Consider the following 24,514-nt stretch of genomic DNA (forward strand, 5'->3'; position numbering starts at 1 on the left):
GCGAGAACCCGCCGCCATGTACGAGCTGTCCCGGATCCGCCTCTACTCCATCGGGCCCGCGGGCGCGCGCTACGCCGACACCGTGCTCGACCTGCGCGGAGTCGGCGAGCCGGTGCCCCACCCGGCGCCCGCGCAGGCGGAGTTCTTCGAGGACGAGCCCACCGGCCCGCCCCGGCGCCCCGCGCCGGCCGGCGTGCTGTTCCTGGAGAACGGCGGCGGCAAGTCCGTCCTGCTCAAGCTGATCTTCTCGGTGATGCTCCCCGGCCACCGCAACACCCTCGGCGGCGCCAGCTCCGGCGTGCTGCGCAAGTTCCTGCTCGCCGACGACTGCGGCCACGTGGCGCTGGAGTGGCAGCACACCCAGACCGGCGAATGCGTGGTCGTCGGCAAGGTCAGCGAGTGGCGCGGACGCCAGGTCTCCAACGACCCGCGCAAGTTCGCCGAGGCCTGGTACTCCTTCCGCCCCGGTCCCGGGCTGAGCCTGGACAACCTCCCGGTGGCCGAGGCCACTTCGGTGCGCCCGCCCGCCGAAGGCGTCTCCGGTGCCCGCGGACGGCGCCGCACGATGAAGGGCTTCCGCGACGCCCTCACCGAAGCAGGCAAGGCCTACCCGCACTTGGAGGTGTACTTCGAGGAGATCCACGACCGCTGGAACGAGCACCTCACCGAGGTCGGCCTCGACCCCGAACTCTTCCGCTACCAGCGCGAGATGAACGCCGACGAGGGCGAGGCCGCCGGCCTCTTCGCGGTGAAGAAGGACTCCGACTTCACCGACCTCCTGCTGCGCGCCGTCACCGACACCCGGGACACCGACGGCCTCGCCGACCTCGTCCACGGCTTCGGCAACAAGCTCGGCCGCCGCGCCGAGCTGATGGCCGAACGGGAGTTCACCGCGGGCTCCGTGGACCTCCTCACCAAGATCGTCGAGGCCGCCGGGACCCGCTCCCGGCTGCGCGACGTCCACGCGGGCGCCGAGCGCCGCACCCGCTCCCTCGCCCGGCGGCTGTCCGCCCGCGCGACCGAGGAACGCGGCCTCGCCGCCGACCTCGCGCAGCGGGTCACCGGAGCCGCCCACGAGGTCACCGCCGCCGAGTCCGCGCGCTCCCGCAGCGCCGCCGTCTCCGCCGAACTTGCCTACCGGCACGCCTCGCTGGCCCTGACCGTCGCCGACAAGGCGGCCGCCGCGCAGCGCCGCGAGCTCCTCGAAGCCCGCACCCTGCACTCCGCCTGGCAGGCCGCCGAGACCGTCCTGCGCCACCGCGCCGCCGCCGACGGCTCCGCCCGGGTCGCCGCCGCGATCCTGGAGGCCGAGCGGGACGCCGCCCCCGCGCTGGCCGCCCGCGCCACCGCCGCCGCCGAACTCGTACGGGCCCTGCACACCGCCGCCGAGCAGGGCGAACGCGCCGCCAACGAGGAGGAGGAGCGGTCCGCCGTCCTCCAGGCGACCGGCGAGGCCGCCCACCGCGACGCCACCGCCGCCGCCACGGCCGCCCAGCGGGCCCGCAGCGAGGCCGAGCACCTGCGCGCCCGCCTCGCCGAGGTCCAGCAGGAGACCGCCGAGGCCGTCCGGGCCGGCTGGCTCGACGACTCCGCCCCCGACGCCGACCCGGCGCGCGCCGCGCTGGCCGCCGCCGACGCGGAGAAGACGGCCGTGGCCGCCTGGGACGAGTCCCGCGAGGCCGCCCGCCGCGCGTCCGAAGCCGCCCGGGAGGCCACCGGGGCGGAATCCCGCGCCGAACTCACCGCCGCCCGCGCGGCGGACGCCGCCGACGCGGCCGAGGCCGCCCACGAAGCCGAGGAACGCGCCGCCGCCTCCCTGGCGGCTTCGCCCCGCCTGGCGGCCCTGCTCGGCTTGCCTTCTGCCTCCGACGTCTCCGACCTCTCCGACGTCTCGGCCCCCGGATCCGGATCCGGCCCCGGCGACGGCGTCGGCGCGTCCGGTTCCGCCGGAGCCCGCTCCGGCGGGCAGCCCGGCAGCGCCGCAGCCCCAGGCGGGCTGACCGTCGCCGACCTCGACCGGGGCTCCGACGAACTGGCCCGGATGCTGGCCGACACCGTCGGCTCGGCCGAACGTCAGCTCTTCGAGCTGCGCACCGCCGCCGCCGACGACTCCCGGATCCTCGGGGCCCTCGGCGACGGCGGCCTGCTGCCGCCCGGCCCCGACGTCCTCGCCACCGTCGAGTACCTCGGCGAACACGGCATCCCGGCCCTCCCGGGCTGGCGCTACCTCGCGCAGTCCGTGGACCCCGCCGACCACGCGGCCGTCCTCGCCGCCCGCCCCGAACTCGTCGACGGCGTCGTCATCACCGACCCCGACACCCACGCCCGCGCCCGCGAGGTCCTCACCGGCGCGGCCCTGCTGCCCCGCTCCACCGTCGCCGTCGGCACCGCCGCCGCGCTGCTGGCGCCCGTACCCCCGGCCGGGGACTCGGCCGACGGGGTGTTCCTCGTACCGCCGAACCCGGCCATGCACGACGAACACGCCGCCGACGAGGAGCGCCAGGCGCTGCGCACCCGCGCCACCGCCCGCGACACCGAGATCCGGGAGCTGGCCGCGCGCCTCTCCGGCGACCGCGAACTCGCCGCCCGGCTCCGCTCCTGGCGCACCGGCTGCCCGCCCGGCCGGCTCGCCGAGCTCGCGGAGCAGGCCGCCGCCGCCCGCACCTTCGCCGAGGAGACCGAGACCGAGCTCGCGGAGGCCCGTACCGTCCGCGCCGAGGCCGACGAGGCCTCCGCCGACGCCGCCCGCGTCCGCGACGAGCGCCAGGACGCCGCCCAGCGCGCCCGACGCGTCGCGGACGCCCTCGCCGGACTCGCCTACCGGCTGCGCGAACGCGCCGGCTGGCAGACCAGGCTGCGCGAACTCGCCGAGGACACCGCCGAGTCCGAGGCCCGCGCCGAAGCCTGCCTCGACCGGGCCCGGGCCGCCGACGAGGACCGCCGCGCCGCCCAGCGCGCCGCCGACGACGCCCGCCGCACCGCCCGCGCCCTGCGCGGCGAACGCGCCGAGGTCGCGGGCGCCCCGGACCCGCTGCCCGCAGCCGACGGCACCCCGAAGGCCCCGCTCCCCGACCTCCGCGAGGCCTACCGCGCCGCCTCCCGGCTCTACGAGAAGGTCGGCGTCGGCGCCGACCTGCGCGCCGAACAGGCCCGCGCCGAGAGCGACGAGAGCGCCGCCCTCGCCGAGCTCGACCGCCTCACCAACAAGGTCCGCGTCCGCGCCGCCCAGCTCCTCGAAGGCACCGACGGTGCCGACGGCCCGTCCCGGCAGGCCGCGGCCGCCCGCGCCGAGGCCCTCGTACAGATGCTGGAGACCCGGGCGTCCACCGCGAGCGAGCACCTCGGCCGGCTGCGCGGCGAGGCCGAACGGCACGCCCCCGCCGAGGGCGGGGCGCACACCGAACTGCCCGAGGACCTGGTCCCCGGGAACGTCGAGCAGGCCCAGGCCATGCTGCGCACCGCGACCGCCCAGCTCGGCGCCCACAGCGCCGCCCTGGACTCCGCGCGCGCCGCCCACGCCGACCTGCTGCGCGCCCACCGCACGGCCGAGGACGGCGCGGGCGGCTTCGACGAGACCGCCGCCCTGCTCCGGGACCTGCTGCGGGACCACACCCACCAGGAGGACGAGCAGGAGCCGGTGTCCCACCCCGGCACCCTGGAGGAGGCCCGTCAGTCGGCCGCGGAGGCCCGCCGTTCGCTACGGGGCTGCGCCGCCGACCTGTCGGCCGCCGAGGCCGCCGTCCGCGAGGCGAGCGACATCCTGGTCCGGCACGCCAACGCCAACCGATACGAGCAGGTACGCACCCCCGCGCGCCAGCAGATCCGCGAACTGCCCGCCTCCGCCCTGCCCGAGCACGCGGCGGCCTGGGCCGTCGCCTTCGCCCCCCGGCTGCGCGTCCTCACCGACGAGCTGGCGCAGCTGGAGCGCAACCGCGACAGCATCGTGGACCGGCTGCGCGGACTCGTGGAGTCCGCCCTGGCCACCCTGCGCTCCGCCCAGCGGCTCTCCCAGCTCCCCGAGGGCCTGGGGGAGTGGTCGGGCCAGGAGTTCGTGCGCATCCGCTTCGAGGAGCCCGACCAGGCCACCCTCACCGAGCGGCTCGGCGAGGTCATCGACGAGGCGACCCGCGCGGCCGTGAAGAAGAACAGCACCGCCTCCTTCGGTGAAGGCCGCCGCGACGGCATGTCGCTGCTGCTGCACGGGGTCCAGGCGGCCCTGGAGCCCAAGGGCATCTCGGTGGAGATCCTCAAGCCGGACGCGGTACTGCGCGCCGAGCGGGTCCCGGTCGGCCAGATGGGCGACGTGTTCTCCGGCGGCCAGCTGCTCACCGCCGCGATCGCGCTCTACTGCACGATGGCGGCGCTGCGCAGCAACGACCGGGGCCGCGACAAGCACCGGCACGCGGGCACGCTGTTCCTCGACAACCCGATCGGGCGCGCGAACGCCACGTACCTGCTGGAGCTCCAGCGGGCCGTCTCGGACGCGCTCGGAGTCCAGCTGCTGTACACGACGGGCCTGTTCGACACCACGGCCCTCGCCGAGTTCCCGCTGGTCATCCGGCTGCGCAACGACGCCGACCTGCGGGCGGGGCTGAAGTACATCAGCGTCGAGGAGCACCTGCGCCCCGGGCTGCCCCAGCAGTCCCCCGACGAGGAGACGATCCACGGCGAGATCACGGCGACCCGCATGTTCCGCCGCGACCTTTCCTGACGAGCCGGGCCGGGCTGCCGGGTCCGGGGCCCGGGCCCGGAGGGGCGTCAGTGCTGCCCGGAGCTGGTCCGGTAGCCCCCGTCGCCCGTGGCCGGAGGCCAAGCCGCGCCGCGCCCCCGTATTCGGTCACCGGGAGCCGTCTGCCCGGGCCGCGGCCCCGCAGGCTGCGACCCGGCCTCACGGCGGGCCCGGCGCTGCTCGCGCCGACGCCCCCGGGCTGTGCTGCTCGGCTCCGAGAAGACCCCGTACCGCTGGTTCCACATCTGCCGGGTGATCAGCACGTCCAGTACGCCCCAGGTGGCCACGACGGTCCCGGCAATCCCGCAGAGCGACAGCGGGAAGGCCAGCCAGGAGCCGGTGACCGCCAGGAAGAAGGCGATCGTCGCGTCCGTCAGCGTCACGGCCACGATCAGCACCGCGCGCACGGCGGACTCCCGCACCGGGTCCGGCATCCGCCGCCGCCCCGCCGCCTGGTCCACCCACAAGGCCCGGCCGGCCGGCGCTCCGGATCCCGCGCCGCCGTCGCCGTCGTCCTCGTACCTCTTCGCCATGCCCCGCTCCTCCCCTCCACGCGACCGGTCATGCCCGCCCCGAACAGGTAGACGTACGGCGCCGTCGAGAGATTCCCGGATCGCGGACCTTCGGAACGCGCCGAATTATCGCGGAACGAAGAGTTCCAGCCATCCATTCCAGTACGTGAACTGACGCCGCACCAAGTGTCATCTGCCACATATCGGGCCGCTCTCGACCGGAACTATCGGACAACTCGTGATCTTCACCCAGGACGTCGGCCGAAAACGTCCGGACACTCCTTCGAGGGTGCCCTGTGGCAGTAGTAGGCTCACGCCGTTTAAATGACGGAACACCGACCCCCGGTAACGGGGTTGACCTGGGGGAGGCTGGGGAGGCCATGCGCTTTCGCGGGAAGTCCATCCGCCGGAAGATCGTGGCGTTGCTCCTTGTGCCGCTCGTCTCCCTGACCGCCCTGTGGGGCTTCGCCACCGTGATCACCGGGCGGCAGGCCTCCCAACTCCTCGGCGTGGCCTACGTCATCGACAAGGTCGGCTACCCCGTGGAGGACGTCGTCCGCGTCATCCAGAAGGAACGCCGCCAGACCCTCGTGGTCATCGGCGATCCCCGCGCGTCCACCGCCACCTCCGAACTCGTCAAACGGCGCGGCGCCACCGACGAGATGGTCGCGAAGATCACCGCCGATGCGAGTGACCCCGAAGTGGCCGACGAGCTCACCCCGCTCGCCGCCCAGCGCCTGAACTCCATCCTGGAGGCCTTCCACGGCATCGGCGCCCTGCGCGGAGCCGTGGACGCGGGCTCCCTCAACACCAGCCAGGCGCTGGAGCTGTACGACCGGCTCGTCGACCCCTGCTACGAGTTCCTCATGAACCTCCACGCGCTCGAAAACGTGGAGATGGACAAGCAGGGCCGCGCCCTCGTCGGCGTCACCCGCGCCCGCGAGACGCTCTCGCGCGAGGACGCCGTCATCGCCTCCGCCCTGGCCTCCCGCAACGTCAGCCAGGACGATGTCCGGCGCGTCTCCGACTTCGTCGCCAACCGCAAACTGCTCTACGAGTTCAACCTCGCGATCCTCCCGTCCGCCGACCGCGAGCAGTTCGAGCAGTACTGGAACAACCCCGAGAGCAGGGCCCTGCGCGAGGCAGAGGAACGATTCGTCACCTCGGGCCCCGGCCACAACAACCCGCGCGGAGTCAGCGCCGCCCAGTGGGACACGGCTGCGCAGAAGGTCCTCGACGACCTCGCCACCATGGGCACCGCCGCCGGCGACCGCTACCAGAAGCGCGTCCATCCCGTGGCCATGAACGTGCTGGTCCAGGCCGCCGTCGCCGGAATCCTCGGCTTCATCGCCCTCATCGTCTCCCTCGTCCTGTCCGTGCGCATCGGCCGCGAGCTGATCCGCGACCTGTCCCGGCTCCGCAAGGAGGCCCACGAGGTCTCCGGCGTCCGCCTCCCCGGCGTCATGCGCCGCCTCGCCGCGGGCGAGAACGTGGACGTCGAGACCGAGGCGCCCCGCCTGGAGTACGAGAAGGACGAGGTCGGCCAGGTCGGCCAGGCCCTCAACACCCTCCAGCGCGCCGCCATCGAGGCCGCCGTCAAGCAGGCGGAACTGCGCCGCGGGGTCTCCGAGGTGTTCGTCAACCTCGCCCGCCGCAACCAGGTCCTCCTCCACCGCCAGCTCACCCTGCTCGACACCATGGAGCGGCGCACCGAGGACACCGAGGAACTCGCCGACCTCTTCCGCCTCGACCACATGACCACCCGCATGCGCCGCCACGCCGAAGGCCTCGTGATCCTCTCCGGCGCCGCGCCCTCCCGCCAGTGGCGCAAGCCCATCCAGCTGATGGACGTCGTACGGGCCGCCGTCGCCGAGGTGGAGGACTACGAGCGCATCGAGGTACGCCGGCTGCCGCGCCTGGGCATCGCGGGCCCGGCCGTCGCCGACGTCACCCATCTCATCGCCGAACTCCTGGAGAACGCCACCGTGTTCTCCCCGCCCCACACGGCGGTCCAGGTCCTCGGCGAACGCGTGGCCAACGGCTTCACCCTGGAGATCCACGACCGCGGCCTCGGCATGACCCCGGAGGCGCAGCTCGACGCGAACCTGCGCCTCGCCGAGACCCCCGAGTTCGAGCTCTCCGACACCGACCGGCTCGGCCTGTTCGTGGTCAGCCGCCTCGCGCAGCGCCACGACGTCAAGGTCGGCCTCCAGCCCAGTCCGTACGGAGGCACCACCGCGGTGGTCTTCCTCCCGGTGGCCCTGCTCACGGAGGCTCCCGAGACCGACGGCGCCGGCATCCGCCTGGCCGGCGGCAAGGCGGTGCCCGGTCCCGCCCGTCCCCCGGCGGCCGCCGTCGAGGGCGGCCCCGTGGACCGCAGGCTCCCGGCCGGAGCCGAACTGCGCGGCCCCGTGGAACTGGAGGCCCCGGTCGGCATCCCGGGACTGGACGACCCCGTCACGGCCCTGGACGAGGCCACCAGCGGCATCACCAGCCGCATCGGGGTCACCGGGGTCACCGGGGGCTCCGGAGATCCCGGCGCCAAGGGGCGGCCCGCCATGGCCACCCTCGACGACGAGACCCCGCCGAACGGCACCCCGCGCAGCGCCCTGCTGGGCCTGCGCCCGGGGGGGCGCCCGCGCCCGGGTCCGCCCGCCGATCGGGGGGCGGCCGGGAATAGCGGGGGGGGGGGGGTGGGCGGGGGGGGGCGGGGCGCGGACGGTACCGCCGAGCGCGGCGGCGCCCGGCCCGTCGACCGCGACGGCTTCCGCGCCCCCGACCGCGACCGTGACGGCTTCCGCGACCGGAGCGGCGGCGGCGACCCGGACCGGGACCGCGGCTCCGACCGCGCCCGCGGCTCCGACCGGGACCGCGGCCGCGACCGCGAGCCCCTGGCCCCCACCGGCCCGGTCCGCCTGGAGGCCCCCCGCCCGGACCCCGTCCGCCTCGACGGCTCCCGCCCCACGGGCCCCGTACCGCTCCCGCGCCGCCGCCCCACGCCGACCCTGGTCGCCGAGCACGGCCGCCGGGTGGAGCCCCGGCCGGTCTCCGCGGTCCCGGACGCCGACCCGGCCCAGGGCGCCCCGGAGGCGGGCCGGGCCAAGCCCGGCCCGGCCACGGGCGCGGCCCTGCCGCGCCGGGTCCGGCAGGCCAGCCTCGCGCCCCAGCTCAAGAACGCCCCGGCCCCCGCACCGGCCGAAGCCGCCGCCGACACGGTGGAGGACCGCGACGCGGAGGACGTACGCCGCCGCATGTCCGCGCTCCAGCGCGGCTGGACGGCGGGACGCGACCTGCACGCGCAGCAGAACTCACAGCAGCACACGCAGCAGGACGCACGCCGCGACGCCCGGCAGGACGTCCGGCACCAAGCACCGCAGCCGTCCGGGACCGAGGCCGGCACCCCTGCCGCCACCGGGCCCGGATACGAGAACGAAGGGGACGGTCGATGACCGCACCGCAGTCCGGGAACGACACCAGGGGCCGCGGCTCCGGCCCGCTCAACTGGCTCCTCGACGAGCTCGTGGACAAGGTCGGCAGCATCCGCAAGGCGGTGGTCCTCTCCGGCGACGGCCTGCCCACCGGCAGCTCCAAGGACCTCACCCGCGAGGACAGCGAGCACCTGGCGGCCGTGGCCTCCGGCTTCCACAGCCTGGCCAAGGGCGTCGGCCGCCACTTCGACTCCGGCAAGGTCCGCCAGACCGTGGTCGAGCTGGACGAGGCCTTCCTCTTCGTCATGGCCGCCGGAGACGGCAGCTGCCTGGCGGTCCTCGCCGACTCCGACTCCGATGTCGGGCAGGTCGCGTACGAGATGACCCTCATGGTCAAGCGCGTGGGTGACCACCTGGCGACCGCGCCGCGCACCGGGCTGCCAGCCGGAGGGTGAGTCGTACGGCATGAGCGATTCAGGCCAGGACCACCCCGCCCGCCTTCCCGATCCCGCCGTCGATCCCGTCCTCGGCCAGGCCCCTGTTCAGGCGCCCGGTCAGGCCCCGGACCACGCCCCCGACCAGTGGTTCGACGACGAGGCGGGTCCCGTCGTGCGCCCGTACGCGATGACCCGCGGCCGGACGAGCCACGCCGGCCAGCACCGGCTCGACCTGATCGCGCTCGTGGTCGCGGAACCCGCGGCCGACGACCCGGTATGGGACGCGACGCTGTCCCCGGAACACGCCCACATCCTCGGGCTGTGCCGGCAGCGCCCGCAGTCCGTCGCGGAACTCGCGGCGGAGCTCGACCTGGCGGTCGGGGTCGTACGCGTCCTGATCGGCGATCTCGTCGACGACGAACTGGTCCACGTGACCAGGCCGGTCCCCCCGGCCGAACTGCCCGATGAATCCATACTGCGTGAGGTGATCGATGGCCTTCGGGCGCTCTAGCCGCACCGGCGCCATGCATGCCGTGACGCCGGTCGAGCCGCTGACCCTGAAGATCCTGGTCGCGGGCGGTTTCGGGGTGGGCAAGACCACCCTGGTCAGTGCGGTGAGCGAGATCAGACCGCTCCGGACGGAGGAACGGCTCTCCGAACCGGGCCGCGGCGTCGACGACACCGGGGGAGTGGCGGGCAAGAACACCACCACCGTGGCGATGGACTTCGGGCGCATCACGCTGCGCGAGGACCTGGTGCTCTACCTGTTCGGCACGCCCGGACAGGACCGGTTCTGGTTCCTGTGGGACGAGCTGGCCCAGGGCTCGCTCGGCGCCGTCGTCCTCGCCGACACCCGGCGCCTCGCCGACTGCTTCGCCGCCGTCGACTACTTCGAACGGCGCGAGATCCCCTTCGTGGTCGCGGTGAACTGCTTCGACGGCGCCGACCGGCACCCCGTGGTGTCCGTACGGGAGGCCCTCGACCTCACCCCGGAGGTGCCGGTCCTGCTCTGCGACGCACGGGACCGGGAGTCCGTGAAGGACGTCCTGGTGGGGGTCGTGGAGCACGCGATGACGCTGGCCCGGGCCCGGCGGCAGAGCCTGACGGCCGGGGCCTGAGCCTGACGGCCGTGCCCCTGACGGCCGTGCCCCTGACATGGAGGCGGCCCGTACCCCCGCCGACTGGGGTACGGGCCGCAGCTCTCATGGGGGGATTCGGGGTCCCGGTCGCGGAGCGGGACTGTGGAGAGAGTGTGAACCCGCCATCAGGGGCCGTCAAGCGTGCGGACAACAGCCCCTGTTCAGCACGGGTCAGCGCACCGCCACGACCGCCGATCCGTGGCCGAACAGCCCCTGGTTCGCGGTGATTCCGGCCCGCGCCCCCGGCACCTGACGGTCCCCGGCGGTGCCCCGCAGCTGCCAGGTCAGCTCGCACACCTGCGCGATGGCCTGCGCCGGCACCGCCTCTCCGAACGAGGCCAGCCCGCCACTGGTGTTGACGGGGATCCGCCCGCCGAGCGCCGTCGCGCCCTCCCGTACGAGCTTGGCCCCCTCGCCCTCCCCGCACAGGCCGATGTCCTCGTACCACTCCAGCTCCAGCGCGGTGGACAGGTCGTACACCTCGGCCAGCGAGAGGTCGTCGGGACCGAGCCCCGCCTCCTCGTAGGCGGCCCGCGCGATCGACGCCCTGAAGGACCCCGCCGCGGGCCGCACGGCGGTCGTCGAGTCGGTGGCGATGTCCGGCAGGTCCAGGACCGTACGGGGATACGTGGGCGTCACCGTGGACACGGCCCGGATCCTCACCGGGTCCGCCGCTCCCCGGGAGCGTGCGAAGTCCATGCTGCTCAGCACGAGCGCCGCGCCCCCGTCGGAGGTGGCGCAGATGTCGAGCAGCCGCAGCGGATCGGCCACGATCGCCGAGGCGGCCACCTCCTCGGCCGTCACGGCCTTGCGGTAGCGGGCGTTCGGGTTGAGCAGCCCGGCCGCCGCGTTCTTCACCTTGACCTGCGCGAAGTCCTCCCCGGTGTCCCCGTAGAGGGCCATGCGCCGGCGGGCGTACAGCGCGAAGTACGCGGGGTTCGTGGCCCCCAGGACCCGGAAGCGCAGCCAGTCCGGGTCGTCCGGCCGGTCCCCGCCCGCCGGGGCGAAGAACCCCTTGGGCGCGGCGTCCGCCCCGACCACCAGCACCACGTCGGCCAGCCCGGCCAGGATCTGCGCGCGGGCCGCCCCGATGGCCTGGGCTCCGGAGGCGCAGGCCGCGTACACGCTGGTCACGCGCGCCCCCTGCCAGCCGAGGGCCTGGGCGAAGGTGGCGCCGGCCACGTAGCCGGGGTATCCCGACCGCACGGTGTCTGCCCCGACGATGGACTGCACGTCGGTCCACTCCAGCCCGGCGTCGGCGAGCGCGGTCCGGGCGGCGGCCCGTCCGTACTCGACGAAGCTGCGTCCCCACTTGCCCCACGGGTGCATGCCGGCCCCGAGGACGGCTATGTCTGCGGAGGAGCCGCTCATTGCGCCACCCCCACCGGCTGGAACCGCCACGTGGTCCAGGTGGTGCCGGAGGCGGCGTCCTCGTTCAGCACGCCGCCCACCACCTCGACCTCCATTCCGACCGCCAGATCGGCGACCGTCACCCCGGGCACCGTCTGCCCGAGCACGACCATCCCCTCGGCCTCCAGCTCCACCGCGACCAGCGTGTACGGGGTCCAGGGCGCGTCCGGGTCGGACACGTACGGCGCGGGCGGCCGGTACCGGCCGTCGGTGTAGGACCAGACCCGGCCGCGCGGGGACAGCGGGGTCTCGGCGAGCTCGCCGCCGCCGGGACAGTGCGGATTGCGGCAGTACGCGTCCTCGCGCGGGAAGAACACGGCGGCGCAGGCGGAGCACCGGGTGCCGAGCAGCCGGAACCCGCCGCCGGCCGCGGCGTTCTCCGTGCTGCTGCCCTGCTTGTTGCCACCCTCCGTGCTGTCGTCCCCGGTGAACCACCCGCTGACGACGGGTGTGCGTGTGCGTTCCAAGACCCCTCCCGAAACAGACTCCTGATGATCTGACGATCAGTCAGAAGTCTGTCACGGGAACACCCTCCGGGCACCGGTTCTCGGCGAGCCACTTCCGCGCGATCTCGCCCAGCTCCGCGTCCCGCCCCGCCAGCATCATCCGGATCATCTGCGCGTCCCCGCGCAGCGACCAGCCCGGATTCCCGAAGGTGGCCGGGTTGTTCTTCTCGATGAGGAAGTGCGCGGGCCAGGCCGTCCCGTAGCCGATGAGGGGCAGCGCGGCGAGGTAGCGCCCCCGTCCGCGCGCCAGCCCGTAGGCGGTGACGGCGAGGCCGGTGAGGGTGCCGGTGAGGTGGATCCAGCGGGTGGCGGCGCGGGAGTGCATGGACACGTAGTAGGGCCAGAACTCGTCATACGAGCTGAATGTCATGCCGGGCACCGTACTCAGGGGTGGACGGCGGCGACAGAGACCGGGAAGTCGAAGTACATGTCGGGGAACGCCTCCGGCTTGTACGTGAAGTGCCACCACTCCTCGGGCAGGTTCACGAAGCCCTGGGCGGCGAGCACGCGCCCGAGCAGAGCGCGGTTCTCGTGGGCCGCACCCGTGACGAGCGGGCTGTCGGTGTGCGCGAGCGGATCGAAGTGGTCGAAGGGGGTCCCCATGTCCACGGGCTCCCCGCCGGGTCCGGTCAGCGTCACGTCCACCGTGCTCCCGCGGCTGTGCCCGGACCGCTCGGCGATGTACCCCTCCGGGATCAGCCGGTCCTTGTCCACCCGGGGGTAGTACTCCGCCTTCGTGCCCTGGTCCGCCGGGTCCCCGGCCCACCGCACGAACCGGTCCACGGCCCGCTGCGGCCGGTAGCAGTCGTACACCAGGAGCGAGTACCCGCGCCGCAGCACCTCGTGCTGCGCCCGCCGCAACGCCCTGGCGGCGGGCCGCGCGAGGAGGCAGACGGGCTCCTCGTAGCCGTCGACGACGGCCCCGGTGAAATTTCGGTCGGTGGCGTACCGCATCTCCTGGCCGATGGTCGGATCGACCTCTGCCAGCGCGGCGAACCCGGGGGCGGGGGGTCTGCCGCCCGGGGGCCCGCCGTCCAGGGGTCCGCCGACCGGGGATCCGCCGGCCGCCGCCACACCCGCACATCCCGCCACCAGCACAACGAGCGCCATCCTCATGCCCCTTGGCATACCATCGCCGCATGCCGGCACACCTGAGGGACTCGCACTGCTCCACCTGTGGAGCGCTGTTCGATTCGGCCGACTGGCCGCGTACGTGCCCCTCGTGCGGCGACGTCGCCTACCGCAACCCGCTCCCGGTCGCGGTGGCCCTCCTTCCCGTCGAGGACGAGCTCGGCACCGGCCTGGTGGTCATCACCCGCACCATCGAACCCGCCCTCGGCGCCGTGGCCCTGCCCGGCGGGTTCATGGACTTCGGCGAGGACTGGCGCACGTCGGTCGTCCGCGAACTCCGCGAGGAGACCGGCATCCACGCCCCGGCCTCCGAGGTCACCCTGGCCGCCGCCGAAAGCTCCCCGGCCGGCCACCTGATCCTCTTCGGCCTCCTCCCCGCCCGTCCGGCCGCCTCCCTGCCCGCATCCGCCCCCACGGACGAGACCACGGGCTGGCACATCCTGCGGGGCCCGGAGCCGCTGGCGTTCGACCTGCACACGAAGGCGGCGGCCTACTGGTTCGCGGGGCGGTACGCGTAGGCGGACGGCGCCGTCCACCCGTTGCTCCGCGCCGTCTACCCGTTCCTCCGCACCGTCCGCCGAGCGGTGACGGGAACACCTTTACCGAACTCTTGATGGCATGCTCCGGTCAAATCTGCCAGGCTTCCGGCAGCCGTCACCCCCGCGGCTGCCCTCCGGCGTACCCAGGCCGGCCGGGCAGCCACCGAGCAAGCCGGAATCCCGGCCGCCTCAAAGGAGTTTCGTGTGAGATCGACCCCCCACAAGGTCCTCGCCGCGAGCGCTTTCGCCATCGCCGCGCTGATCGCCGCCGCACTGCCCGCCACCTCGGCGGCAGCGGCCCCGGCCGCACCCGCCGCCTGCACGCCGACCCAGGTGGTCGGCAACGGCGGCTTCGAAACCGGTACTTCACCCTGGAGTCAGTCCCAGACCAGCGTGATCACCAACCGCACCGGCCAGACCGCCCACGGCGGCACCTACTTCGCCTGGCTGAACGGAGTCGGCAGCACGCACACCGACACGCTCTCCCAGAGCGTCACGATCCCCTCCGGCTGCAGCACCGCCACCCTGACGTTCTGGCTCCACATCGACACCACCGAGACCACCACGTCCACGAAGTACGACAAGCTGACGGCGAAGATCGGCACCACGACGCTGGCGACGTACTCGAACCTCGACAAGAACACCGGCTACGCCCAGAAGTCCTTCGACGTATCGGCGTTCGCGGGCCAGACCGTCAGCGTCTCCTTCACCGGCACCGAGGACTCCAGCCTCCAGACGAGCTTCGTCGTCGACGACATCGCCCTCGACACCTCCGGCGGCACCGTCCCGCCCGCGGACAACACCCGCACTCCGGCCGCGCCCGCGTACACCGTCAACCTGACCAGCAACACGAGCGGCACCGGCTGGACCGGCCACGAGAGCGCGAGCTTCACCAACGCCTCCGCCACGGCTCTCAGCGAGGTGTACCTGAGGCTGTGGGACAACTACCACGGCACCTGCTCCGCCATGCCGATCACGGTCACGAACGTCACCGGCGGCACCGCCGGCGCGCTGTCCGTCGGCTGCACCGCCCTCCAGATCACCCTCCCGACGCCGCTGGCGCAGGGGCAGAGCGCCACGATCGGCTTCGACCTGGGGATCACCGTGCCCAGCGGCGCCGACCGGTTCGGCTACGACGGGGCCTTCAGCATGGTCGGCAACGCCCTGCCGGTGCTCGCGGTCCGGGACGGAGCGGGCTGGCACCTGGACCCGTACACGAACAACGGCGAGTCGTTCTACTCGCTGGCCTCCGACTTCAACGTGACCCTCGACCACCCCACCTCCCTGCTGGTGCCGGCCACGGGCACCTCGGTCGACACGCCGGGAACCAGCGGACGCACGGTCACCACCGCCACCGCAACCAAGGTCCGTGACTTCGCCTGGGCGGCCGGTCCGTTCAGCAAGATCTCCGGCACCTCGGCCGCCGGCACCCCCGTCAACATCTACTCCGTCTCGGGCATCAGCGCCTCCGACTCGCAGTCGATGCTCGCCACCGCGAAGTCCGCCGTGGACGCCCACTCCGCCAGGTTCGGGGCCTACCCGTACGGCGAGCTGGACGCGGTGATCGACAACAACTACTGGTTCGGCGGCATGGAGTACCCCGGGTTCGTCCTCGACCTGGTCAGCACCACGGCGCTCACCCACGAGATCGGCCACCAGTGGTGGTACGGCATCGTCGGCGACGACGAGTACACCAGCCCCTGGCTGGACGAGGCGTTCACCGACTACGCCACCGACCTCGCGCAGAACAAGACCGGCGCGAGCTGCTGGAACAGCGTCTCCTGGGCCTCGTCGGCCGAGAAGATCACCAACTCGATGGGCTACTGGGACGCCCACTCGTCCCGCTACTCCACCGTCGTCTACGGCTACGGCAAGTGCGCCCTGCACGACCTGCGGCGCGTCCTCGGCGACACGGTCATGGCCAAACTGCTGAAGGACTACGCCACTTCGCACTGGTACGGAGTCTCGACCACGGCCGAGTTCAAGGCGGCCGCGCAGGCCGCCACGACCACGGACCTGACCTCGTTCTGGACCACGCACCGCATCGACGGCTAGCAGCAGGACTGGTTCGCCGCGGGGGCGCCTCCACTCGGCGCCGCCCGCGGCGAATCCGGAACCGAACGGTCCTCAGAGCCCCCGCACCACCACGCCCTCCACCGGCGCCCCCGCTTCGTCCTCCACCACCACCGCGTCCCCCGCCCACCGCACGGTGTACCGCTCCACCTTGCCCGGCTCGAAGCCCGGCCCCGGATCGCGGACCACCAGCCCGCCGCCCGTACGGCCCCGCGCCGGAGCCCAGGCCTCCAGGGCCACCGATCCGTCGGCCGCCCGCACCGGCAGCAGCGACCCGGCCCGTGCCAGCACCGGGATCCGGTCCGCCGGGGCGTCCAGCAGCACCTGGCCCGGACCCTCGTGGGCCGCGCCCGTCGCCGTGTCGTACCAGCGGCCGCGCGGCAACCGCACCGCCCGCCGGTCCGAGCCGCACTCCAGCACCGGAGCCACCAGCAGCGCGTCACCCAGCAGGAACGCGTCCTCGCAGTCCCGCAGCGCCCGGTCCTCCGGCGTCCCCCACCACAGCGGCCGCACGTACGGGGCTCCCGTCCGCCGCGCCAGATGGGCCAGCGTCACGAAGTACGGGCGCAGCCGCTCCCGTTCCAGCAGCACGGCCCGGGCGTCCTCCGTGGTCCGCTCCCCGAACTCCCACGGTTCCCGCCGCCCCGCGAAGATCGCCGAGTGCGTCCGGAACAGCGGCAGGTACGACCCCAGTTGGAGCCACCGCAGGTACAACTCCGGTGAGGGCGACCCCCAGAAGCCGCCGATGTCCGGGCCCGAGTACGGCACCCCGCACAGTCCGAGCCCCAGGACCAGCGCCAGCGAGGCCCGCAGCCCGTCCCAGCCGCTCTCCACGTCCCCCGACCACGTGCCCCCGTACCGCTGCATGCCCGCCCACCCCGACCGGGAGAAGAGGAACGGCCGCTCGGCCGGGCGCAGTCGCACCAGTCCCTCCCAGCCCGCCCGCGCCATCCCCAGCGCGTACACGTTGTGCGCGGCCCGGTGGTCCCCGCCGGCCCCGTCCAGGACGTGCCGCGCCGACCGGGGGAGCGTCCGGTCCCCGAACGGGGCGAAGGAGACCGGCTCGTTCATGTCGTGCCAGAACCCGGCGAAGCCCTGCGCGAGCCGTTCCCCGTACAGCCCGCCCCACCAGTCCCGCGCACCCGGATCGGTGAAGTCCGGGTACGCGCACTCGCCCGGCCACACCTCGCCGCGGACCTCCCGGCCCGCCGCGTCCCGTACGAAGGCCCCGTGCGGGCCGACCGCCAGGCCCGAGGCGTGCACGGGGTCGCCCGCCTTCACCGCCGGGTCGACGATCGAGACCAGGCGTACGCCGCCGTCCGCCAACTCGGCCGCCAGCCCCGGCAGATCGGGGAACAGCTCGCGGTCCACGGTGAAGACCCGGTGGCCGTCGTAGTGGTCGATGTCCAGATGGACGGCCGAGAGCGGCAGGTCCCGTTCCGCGTACCCGGCCACGATCCGGCGCACCTCCGCCGCGCTCCCGAACCCCCACCGCGCGTGCTGGTACCCGAGCGCCCACTCCGGCGGCACGGCCGCGCCGCCCGTCAGCCCCGACCAGCCCTGCAGCACCCGCGCGGGCGGGCCCACCAGCACCCAGCACCGCAGGGGGCCGCCCTCCATGCGCAGCTCGCAGGTCCCCGGCCGGTCCGCACCCGAGCCGGCCCCCTCCTCGCCCTCCCGCAACACCACCCGCCCGTCCCAGGTGTTGTCGTGGAACACCAGGTGCGTCCCGGCGTCCGCCACCACCAGCTGCACCGGCATGGTGATGTAGAGCGGGTCCTCGGTCCGCCCGAACCCGTGCTTCGGGTCGGTGTTCCACAGCCGGTAGGCGCCGTTCCGGAGCCGGGGCCCCGCCGCCCGCCCGCCGAGCCCGAACACCCGCGCGTCCGCCGGGACCTCGCTGCGCAGCAGCCACCGGGCCCCGTGCCCGGCGCCGCCCTCCACCGGCTCCCACCAGCGCGGCGGCAGCTCGCGGCGCAGCACCGTACCGCCCGGGGTGCGCACCTCCACCGCCCCGTGCCGGGACACCGCGACGGTCACCCGCTCGGAGACCACCCGCCAGCCGCCCTCGGTGTCCGGCTCCAGCACGGCACGCGGATCGGCCTCGGGCCCCTTGCCGACCACCGCGTAGGAGGGGGTGGGCGCGGCCCCGTCCCAGCCCCAGAACACCGCCCCGCCCGCGGTGACCCGTACCAGCAGCTCCGAACGGGCGAACCGGAGCACGCCCCCGCCCGGCCTGGGCTCCGTACCGGTCAGCAGACCCGGCACCCGGGCCCGCTCCGCGCCCCGGGGTGCGAGCCCCCTCGCGTCCACGCGCCGGTTGCGCCAGGCCGAGCGCCAGGCGCGCCGCCCCCGCCCGCTGCCGAGCTCCTTCACCGCACGCACCAGCTCACGACCGTCCATGGCGCCCACCCTGCCACCGGCACCTGCCCGAGAAGGCTGCGTTCAACTGCCGTTCACTCTCAAAGGGCCGGGTCCTCGGAGACGCGCCACTGGACCGCCGATGACGGCTCTGGTGCGGATGTCGATCACATGGCATCGTCCCTGTGTGCCTTCGCGCGCCCACCCCGTGCGCGATGACACCGTACGAACACCACGAGACGCACCACCCCACGCACCACACGACACACCAGACGACACGACACGCCCACGAAGCGCGAGCCGCAGACGTGACCGGGAGCCGACGCATGACCGCAGCAGCCACCCCCTCCGAGCCCCTCTGGTCCCCGGGCCCCGACCGGATCGCCGCGGCCCGGATCACCGCCTTCCAGGCCTGGGCCGCCGAACACCACGGCGCCCCCGCCGAGGGCGGCTACCCGGCCCTGCACACCTGGTCCGTCGACGCGCTCGACACCTTCTGGCAGGCCGTCGCCGAATGGTTCGACGTCCGCTTCACCACCCCGTACGAGTCCGTACTCGCCGACCGGTCCATGCCGGGCGCGCGCTGGTTCCCGGGCGCCACCCTCAACTACGCCGCGCACGCCCTGCGCGCCGCCGAGGACCCGGCGCGCGCCGATGACGCCGCCCTGCTGTACGTGGACGAGACGCACGAACCCACCACCGTCACCTGGGCCGAGCTCCGCCGCCAGGTCGGCGCGCTCGCCGCCGAACTGCGCGCTCTCGGCGTACGCCCCGGCGACCGGGTCAGCGGGTACCTCCCCAACATCCCCGAGGCCGTCACCGCGCTCCTCGCCACCGCCGCGGTCGGCGGCGTCTGGACCTCCTGCGCCCCCGATTTCGGCGCCCGCAGCGTCCTGGACCGGTTCCAGCAGGTCGAACCGGTGGTGCTCTTCACCGTCGACGGCTACCGCTACGGCGGCAAGGAGCACGACCGCCGCGACACCGTCGCCGAGCTGCGCGCCGAGCTCCCCTCGCTGCGCGCCGTCGTCCACATCCCGCTCCTCGGCACGCCGGCCCCCGCCGGCGCCCTGGACTGGTCGGCCCTCACGGCCGGTGAGGCGGAGCCCGTCTTCGAGCCGGTCCCCTTCGAGCACCCGCTCTGGGTCCTCTACTCCTCCGGCACCACCGGCCTGCCCAAGGCGATCGTCCAGTCCCAGGGCGGCATCCTCCTGGAACACCTCAAGCAGATCGGTCTCCACTGCGACCTCGGTCCCGGGGACCGGTTCTTCTGGTACACCTCCACCGGCTGGATGATGTGGAACTTCCTCGTCTCCGGCCTGCTCACCGGGACCACCGTCGTGCTCTACGACGGCAGCCCGGGATTCCCCGACACCGGTGCCCAATGGCGCATCGCGGAGCGGACCAAAGCCACGCTGTACGGGACTTCCGCCGCCTACGTGATGGCCTGCCGGAAGGCCGAGGTCCACCCGGCCAGGGACTTCGACCTGTCCTCGGTCACGTGCGTGGCGACCACCGGCTCGCCGCTGCCGCCCGACGGCTTCCGCTGGCTGCACGACGAGGTGGCCGAGGACCTCTGGATCGCCTCCGTCAGCGGCGGCACCGACGTCTGCAGCTGCTTCGCCGGCGCCGTGCCCACCCTCCCGGTCCACATCGGCGAGCTCCAGGCCGCCTGCCTGGGTACGGACCTCCAGGCGTGGGACCCGTCCGGGAAGCCCGTCATCGGCGAGGTCGGCGAGCTCGTGGTCACCAACCCCATGCCCTCGATGCCGATCCGCTTCTGGAACGACCCGGACGGCAGCCGCTACCGCGACAGCTACTTCGAGATGTTCCCCGGCGTCTGGCGCCACGGTGACTGGATCACGATCACCGACCACGGCTCCGTGGTCATCCACGGCCGCTCCGACTCCACCCTGAACCGGCAGGGCGTCCGGATGGGCTCCGCCGATATCTACGAGGCCGTCGAGCGGCTCCCCGAGATCAAGGAGTCCCTGGTCATCGGCCTGGAGGAGCCGAACGGCGGCTACTGGATGCCGCTCTTCGTCCACCTCGTACCCGGCGCGGTCCTCGATGACGACCTCCGCGCCCGGATCAAGGCGACGATCCGCGAGGAGCTCTCCCCGCGCCACGTCCCCGACGAGATCATCGAGGTCCCGGGCGTCCCGCACACCCTGACCGGCAAGCGCATCGAGGTCCCGGTCAAACGCCTCCTCCAGGGCGCCCCCATGGCCAAGGCGGTCAACCCGGGCTCGGTCGACAACCTCGACCTCCTGCGCTTCTACGAGGACCTCGCCCGCACCCGGCGCTGAGCCCGGACCGGGCTCGGTCGACGGTCACTGTCAGTGGCTCTGATTACGCTGAGTGAGCAAGCGATCGCGCCACTCAGGGGGACCCGATGCCACGCTCGAACGAAGACAGGACCGGTACCACCGCGGGACGGCCCGTCCGTACCGCCCGCACCGCTCGTACCGCCCGCGCCGGCAGGCGCCGCACCCTGCGCCGCGAAGTCCCCGGAACCATCGGCCTCCTGGCCGACGCCGGGGACTTCGCGGCCATGCGCGGGTACCGCAGCTTCACCTTCGACGACCACCGCGACTACCTCGACCAGATCGACGGCCTGCTCCGCTCCCTCGCGGCCCAGGGCATCCACACCACCGTCACCCTCTTCGACCCCGAGGAGTACGCTGAGTACTGCACCGACCACGGCATCGACCCGGACACGCCCGCGGCCCGGACCCGCTTCACCGCCGAACTGGCCGGCACGGGCACCGGCCTCCCGTACGCCGGCCAGCCCATCGACGAACTGGTCCCGCTCCTCGTCGACGAGGCCGTCCGCCAGGCCACCTGGGAGTACGCCACCACCCTCCTGGCCGGAGTGGGCACCTGCGCCGACTGCGGGGAGGACATCGGAACCGCCTCCTTCGAGCGCGCCGCCGGCGCCCTCGAACAGCTGGTGCACCGGGCCGGGCCCGGCCGCCACCACCTGGTGTGCAGCGTCCCCACCGAGGACGAACAGCTCATGGCCGTGCTCCACGCGGAGACCCGTCCGGAGGGCCCGCCGGGCATCGAGGGCCGCGAGGGCCTCGACTTCGTGACCGTCCTCGCCGCGGGCCTGGCCCTCGGCGGGCCCGGGGGACTGGTCCTGCGCAGCACAACCGAGGGGCACCAGGACCGCGTCCACGGCTGGCGCCTGGACCACGGCCGCCTGGTACCCCTCTCCGCGGCGGCCGTCTTCAACGCCTACTGCACCGACGCCGACACCGGAGACCCCGTGGCTCCGGAGCCCGGAGTCGAGTACCGCCCTGGCTACGAAGTGGACGCGCCGGGTCCGCACCACTGACCCGAACGGGTGAGGCCCCGGAAACGGCCGAGGGGCCCTCGCCACCGGCGAAGGCCCCTCGATCGAAACAGACTCGATCCGACGCGGTGCCCTACTGGACTACTCGCCGGACAGCACGGCCTGAGCGGCCACACGGGCCTCCTCGGCGCTGTCCGCGGCACGCGCGGCCGCAGCCGCACGCTCGCACTGCGCGAGGGTGTACTTGGCGAGCGTCGCCCGCACGTAGGGAATCGAAGCGGCACCCATCGACAGAGAGGTGACACCCAGACCCGTCAGCACACAGGCCAGCAGCGGGTCGGAAGCGGCCTCGCCGCAGACACCGCAGCTCTTGCCCTCGGCCTTGGCGGCGTCGGCCGACATGGCGATCAGGTCGAGCAGCGCGGGCTGCCACGGGTCCTGCAGTCGCGAGACGGCACCGACCTGGCGGTCGGCGGCGAAGGCGTACTGCGCGAGGTCGTTGGTGCCCAGCGACAGGAACTCGACCTCCTGGAGGATCGAGCGCGCCCGCAGCGCGGCGGAGGGGATCTCCACCATCGCGCCGAACTTCGCCTGGAGACCGGCCTCGCGGCACGCGTCCGCGAACGCCTTGGCGTCGATCCGGTCGGCCACCATCGGGGCCATGACCTCAAGGTAGACCGGCAGCCCCGCCGAGGCCTTGGCCAGCGCGGTGAGCTGCGTACGCAGCACGTCCGGGTGGTCGAGCAGCGAGCGCAGACCGCGGACACCCAGAGCCGGGTTCGGCTCGTCGGCCGGGGTCAGGAAGTCCAGCGGCTTGTCGGCGCCGGCGTCCAGGACGCGCACGACGACACGGCCCTCGGGGAAGGCTTCGAGCACCTTGCGGTACGACTCGACCTGCTTCTCCTCGGTCGGCGCCTTCTTGCTGTCGTCCAGGAAGAGGAACTCGGTGCGGAACAGACCCACACCCTCGGCCCCGGCCTCGACGGCCGCCGGCACGTCGGCCGGACCGCCGATGTTGGCCAGCAGCGGCACCTTGTGACCGTCGGAGGTCGCGCCCGGACCCGAGGACGCGGAGAGAGCGGCCTTGCGCTCCGCGGCCGCGGCCTCCAGCTCGGCCCGCTTCTCCGGGGACGGGTCCACGAACAGGTCGCCGGTGGAACCGTCGACGGCGATCAGGGTCCCCTCGGCGATCTCGCCGGCACCCGGCAGCGCCACGATGGCCGGCACGCCCAGCGCCCGCGCGAGGATCGCGCTGTGGCTGGTGGGGCCGCCCTCCTCGGTCACGAAGCCGAGGACCAGCGCCGGGTCGAGCAGCGCCGTGTCCGCCGGGGCGAGGTCACGCGCGATGAGCACGTACGGCTCGTCGCTGTCCGGCACACCCGGCATCGGCACGCCGAGCAGGCGAGCGACGATGCGGTTGCGTACGTCGTCCAGGTCGGCCACGCGGCCGGCCATGTACTCGCCGGCCCCCGCGAGCAGCTCGCGGTACTGGGAGAAGGCGTCGTACACACCGCGCTCGGCGGTGCTGCCCACGGCGATCCGACGGTCGACGTCGGCCATCAGCTCGGGGTCCTGGGCGATCATGGCCTGAGCCTCAAGCACGTGCTGGGCCTCGCCGCCGGCCAGCTGGCCGCGCGCGATCAGGTCGGCCGCGACAGCGTCCACGGCCTGACGGGCGCGCCCCTGTTCGCGCTCCGCCTCGTCCGCGTTGATCTGCTTCGCCGGCGGTTCGAGAACCGCCGTACCCATGTGCCGAACCTCGCCGATCGCCACACCGTGGCTCACGCCGACGCCTCGCAGCGTTGTCTCCATTTCACCCGTCTCCGATTGAGCGACGGCCCCGCCGCCGCGATGGATGTCCGACTCGCCTATGGAGGCGGACACGTCACTGCCAGCTGAAGAGGACGTCCGACGCCTTCACGTCCCCGGACTCGACCACGTCAGACAGGGAGTCCGCGGTGGCCTCCAGCGCCACGATGGGGCAGATGGAGGACTTGCCCGCGGCCTCGACGGCGGCGGGGTCCCAGCGGATGACGGCCTGGCCGCGAGTCACGGTGTCGCCCTTGTTGACGAGGAGCTCGAAGCCCTCGCCGTTGAGCTGAACGGTGTCGATGCCCAGGTGCGTCAGCACACCGTGGCCTTCGCCGTCGACGACGACGTACGCGTGCGGGTGCAGGGAGACGACCACACCGTCGACGGGGGCCACCGCCTCCGAGGGCTCCTGCACGGGCTGGATGGCGGTGCCCGGTCCCACCATCGCGCCGGAGAACACCGGATCGGGCACTGCCGCGAGTCCGATAACGGTCCCGGCGAGTGGGGACGTCACGCTGGTCATGTGGGGCCTCCCAGGGGTGGGGCTACTTCGTGTCGCCGTCACAACCTGTCCTGGACGGCGTACTTTGAGAAGGGTAAGTCATGAGACGTCCCGGTTCCGTCTGAACTACACCTGTTTGTAGAGGTAGTGACAGAGGTCCCGAGCGAGTCAGGTGACAACCTAGTGGACTAGACCACCGGACTAGACCATACGCCTGAATCGATTTGCTTGGGCACCAGCGGACCTGTACTGTCGTGACTCCCGCCAGGAAGCCCCGCGTGAACATCTCGCGAACGGCTGATGGACGGGAACCCTCCTCTTCTTTACTGATCTTGATCTCGACTTCTTCCCGCATGCCTATTCGGCAAAACGGAGAGTGGTCAGGGAGACGGAAAAGGACTGATAGAGTCGGACTCGCCGGAAAGGGAAAAGCGCGAAAGCGCAGGACCTGGAAGGCGGAAAACAAGCGAGACTGACTCTGATAGAGTCGGAAACGCAAGAACAACGAAGGAAGCGCCCGGAGGAAAGCCCCAGTAATTGTTACTGAGGGTGAGTACAAAGGAAGCGTCCGTTCCTTGAGAACTCAACAGCGTGCCAAAAATCAACGCCAAAAGTTGATACCCCGTCCATTTCGGTGGAT

At 73.3% G+C, this 24,514-nt stretch carries 18 protein-coding genes; 9 read left to right on the top strand and 9 right to left on the bottom strand.

What is annotated here, in order from left to right:
• Window positions 1-16: 16 nt before the first annotated feature.
• A complete protein-coding gene (locus tag ACFXDJ_RS21260; RefSeq protein WP_384849906.1) occupies window positions 17-4,711 on the top strand; it encodes a hypothetical protein in 4,695 nt (1,564 codons plus the stop codon).
• Window positions 4,712-4,758: 47 nt separating this feature from the next.
• On the opposite strand, the gene ACFXDJ_RS21265 is transcribed toward ACFXDJ_RS21260, so the two are convergent.
• Complete coding sequence (locus tag ACFXDJ_RS21265) at window positions 4,759-5,262, bottom strand: hypothetical protein (RefSeq protein WP_384663490.1); 504 nt, start codon at window positions 5,260-5,262, stop codon at window positions 4,759-4,761.
• Window positions 5,263-5,621: 359 nt separating this feature from the next.
• Between ACFXDJ_RS21265 and ACFXDJ_RS21270 the strand changes: the two genes are divergently transcribed.
• Genes ACFXDJ_RS21270 through ACFXDJ_RS21285 form a run of 4 tightly spaced genes read left to right on the top strand, consistent with a single transcriptional unit; the run spans window position 5,622 to window position 10,224 of the window.
• Window positions 5,622-8,690 carry a nitrate- and nitrite sensing domain-containing protein gene (locus ACFXDJ_RS21270; protein WP_384849909.1) on the top strand — a complete coding sequence of 1,023 codons (3,069 nt, stop codon included), beginning with the start codon at window positions 5,622-5,624 and terminating at the stop codon, window positions 8,688-8,690.
• On the top strand, window positions 8,687-9,124 hold the full coding sequence (locus tag ACFXDJ_RS21275) for a roadblock/LC7 domain-containing protein (RefSeq protein WP_384657765.1): 438 nt from the start codon (window positions 8,687-8,689) through the stop codon (window positions 9,122-9,124). The genes ACFXDJ_RS21270 and ACFXDJ_RS21275 overlap by 4 nt, the downstream gene beginning before the upstream one ends.
• Window positions 9,125-9,134: 10 nt before the next feature.
• Window positions 9,135-9,617 carry a DUF742 domain-containing protein gene (locus tag ACFXDJ_RS21280; protein WP_384657763.1) on the top strand — a complete coding sequence of 161 codons (483 nt, stop codon included), beginning with the start codon at window positions 9,135-9,137 and terminating at the stop codon, window positions 9,615-9,617.
• The gene (locus tag ACFXDJ_RS21285) at window positions 9,598-10,224 is read left to right on the top strand and encodes an ATP/GTP-binding protein (RefSeq protein WP_384657761.1); all 627 of its coding nucleotides are present in this window, start codon (window positions 9,598-9,600) and stop codon (window positions 10,222-10,224) included. Before ACFXDJ_RS21280 ends, ACFXDJ_RS21285 begins: the two co-directional genes overlap by 20 nt.
• Before the next feature lie 192 nt (window positions 10,225-10,416).
• On the opposite strand, the gene ACFXDJ_RS21290 is transcribed toward ACFXDJ_RS21285, so the two are convergent.
• The 4 genes from ACFXDJ_RS21290 to ACFXDJ_RS21305 are packed head-to-tail and all read right to left on the bottom strand — an operon-like array spanning window position 10,417 to window position 13,277.
• Window positions 10,417-11,616, bottom strand: coding sequence for a lipid-transfer protein (locus ACFXDJ_RS21290; RefSeq protein WP_384657758.1), 1,200 nt, complete (start codon window positions 11,614-11,616; stop codon window positions 10,417-10,419).
• Entirely contained in the window at window positions 11,613-12,122 is a 510-nt protein-coding gene (locus ACFXDJ_RS21295) for a Zn-ribbon domain-containing OB-fold protein (RefSeq protein WP_384657755.1), read from the bottom strand. The genes ACFXDJ_RS21290 and ACFXDJ_RS21295 overlap by 4 nt, the downstream gene beginning before the upstream one ends.
• A gap of 40 nt (window positions 12,123-12,162) precedes the next feature.
• Window positions 12,163-12,531 (bottom strand): Mpo1-like protein, encoded by a 369-nt coding sequence (locus ACFXDJ_RS21300; RefSeq protein WP_384657752.1) that lies wholly within the window; start codon window positions 12,529-12,531, stop codon window positions 12,163-12,165.
• Between the two features lie 14 nt (window positions 12,532-12,545).
• Complete coding sequence (locus ACFXDJ_RS21305) at window positions 12,546-13,277, bottom strand: M15 family metallopeptidase (protein WP_384657749.1); 732 nt, start codon at window positions 13,275-13,277, stop codon at window positions 12,546-12,548.
• A gap of 23 nt (window positions 13,278-13,300) precedes the next feature.
• On the opposite strand from ACFXDJ_RS21305, the gene ACFXDJ_RS21310 reads away from it, so the two are divergent.
• Both ACFXDJ_RS21310 and ACFXDJ_RS21315 read left to right on the top strand, forming a co-directional pair.
• Complete coding sequence (locus ACFXDJ_RS21310; protein ID WP_384657746.1) at window positions 13,301-13,810, top strand: NUDIX domain-containing protein; 510 nt, start codon at window positions 13,301-13,303, stop codon at window positions 13,808-13,810.
• Window positions 13,811-14,035: 225 nt separating this feature from the next.
• Window positions 14,036-15,886 carry a M1 family aminopeptidase gene (locus ACFXDJ_RS21315; RefSeq protein ID WP_384657743.1) on the top strand — a complete coding sequence of 617 codons (1,851 nt, stop codon included), beginning with the start codon at window positions 14,036-14,038 and terminating at the stop codon, window positions 15,884-15,886.
• A gap of 72 nt (window positions 15,887-15,958) precedes the next feature.
• Here ACFXDJ_RS21315 and ACFXDJ_RS21320 read toward each other — a convergent pair whose 3' ends face one another.
• The gene (locus ACFXDJ_RS21320; RefSeq protein WP_384657740.1) at window positions 15,959-18,307 is read right to left on the bottom strand and encodes a glycoside hydrolase family 31 protein; all 2,349 of its coding nucleotides are present in this window, start codon (window positions 18,305-18,307) and stop codon (window positions 15,959-15,961) included.
• A 284-nt stretch (window positions 18,308-18,591) separates the two neighbouring features.
• Here ACFXDJ_RS21320 and ACFXDJ_RS21325 point away from each other — a divergent pair, with 284 nt between their 5' ends.
• Both ACFXDJ_RS21325 and ACFXDJ_RS21330 read left to right on the top strand, forming a co-directional pair.
• A complete protein-coding gene (locus ACFXDJ_RS21325) occupies window positions 18,592-20,571 on the top strand; it encodes an acetoacetate--CoA ligase (RefSeq protein ID WP_384657738.1) in 1,980 nt (659 codons plus the stop codon).
• 86 nt (window positions 20,572-20,657) lie between these two features.
• Window positions 20,658-21,602 carry a hypothetical protein gene (locus ACFXDJ_RS21330; protein ID WP_384849912.1) on the top strand — a complete coding sequence of 315 codons (945 nt, stop codon included), beginning with the start codon at window positions 20,658-20,660 and terminating at the stop codon, window positions 21,600-21,602.
• 99 nt (window positions 21,603-21,701) lie between these two features.
• Here ACFXDJ_RS21330 and ptsP read toward each other — a convergent pair whose 3' ends face one another.
• From ptsP to ACFXDJ_RS21345, 3 genes are all read right to left on the bottom strand, one after another.
• Window positions 21,702-23,372 (bottom strand): phosphoenolpyruvate--protein phosphotransferase, encoded by a 1,671-nt coding sequence (ptsP, locus tag ACFXDJ_RS21335; RefSeq protein WP_330295274.1) that lies wholly within the window; start codon window positions 23,370-23,372, stop codon window positions 21,702-21,704.
• Between the two features lie 73 nt (window positions 23,373-23,445).
• The gene (locus ACFXDJ_RS21340) at window positions 23,446-23,895 is read right to left on the bottom strand and encodes a PTS glucose transporter subunit IIA (RefSeq protein ID WP_384657732.1); all 450 of its coding nucleotides are present in this window, start codon (window positions 23,893-23,895) and stop codon (window positions 23,446-23,448) included.
• Window positions 23,896-24,254: 359 nt separating this feature from the next.
• A partial coding sequence (locus ACFXDJ_RS21345) for a hypothetical protein (protein WP_384849915.1) occupies window positions 24,255-24,514 on the bottom strand: 260 nt, incomplete at its 5' end.

It is taken from the genome of Streptomyces sp. NPDC059443, assembly GCF_042750105.1.
GTDB lineage: Bacteria > Actinomycetota > Actinomycetes > Streptomycetales > Streptomycetaceae > Streptomyces.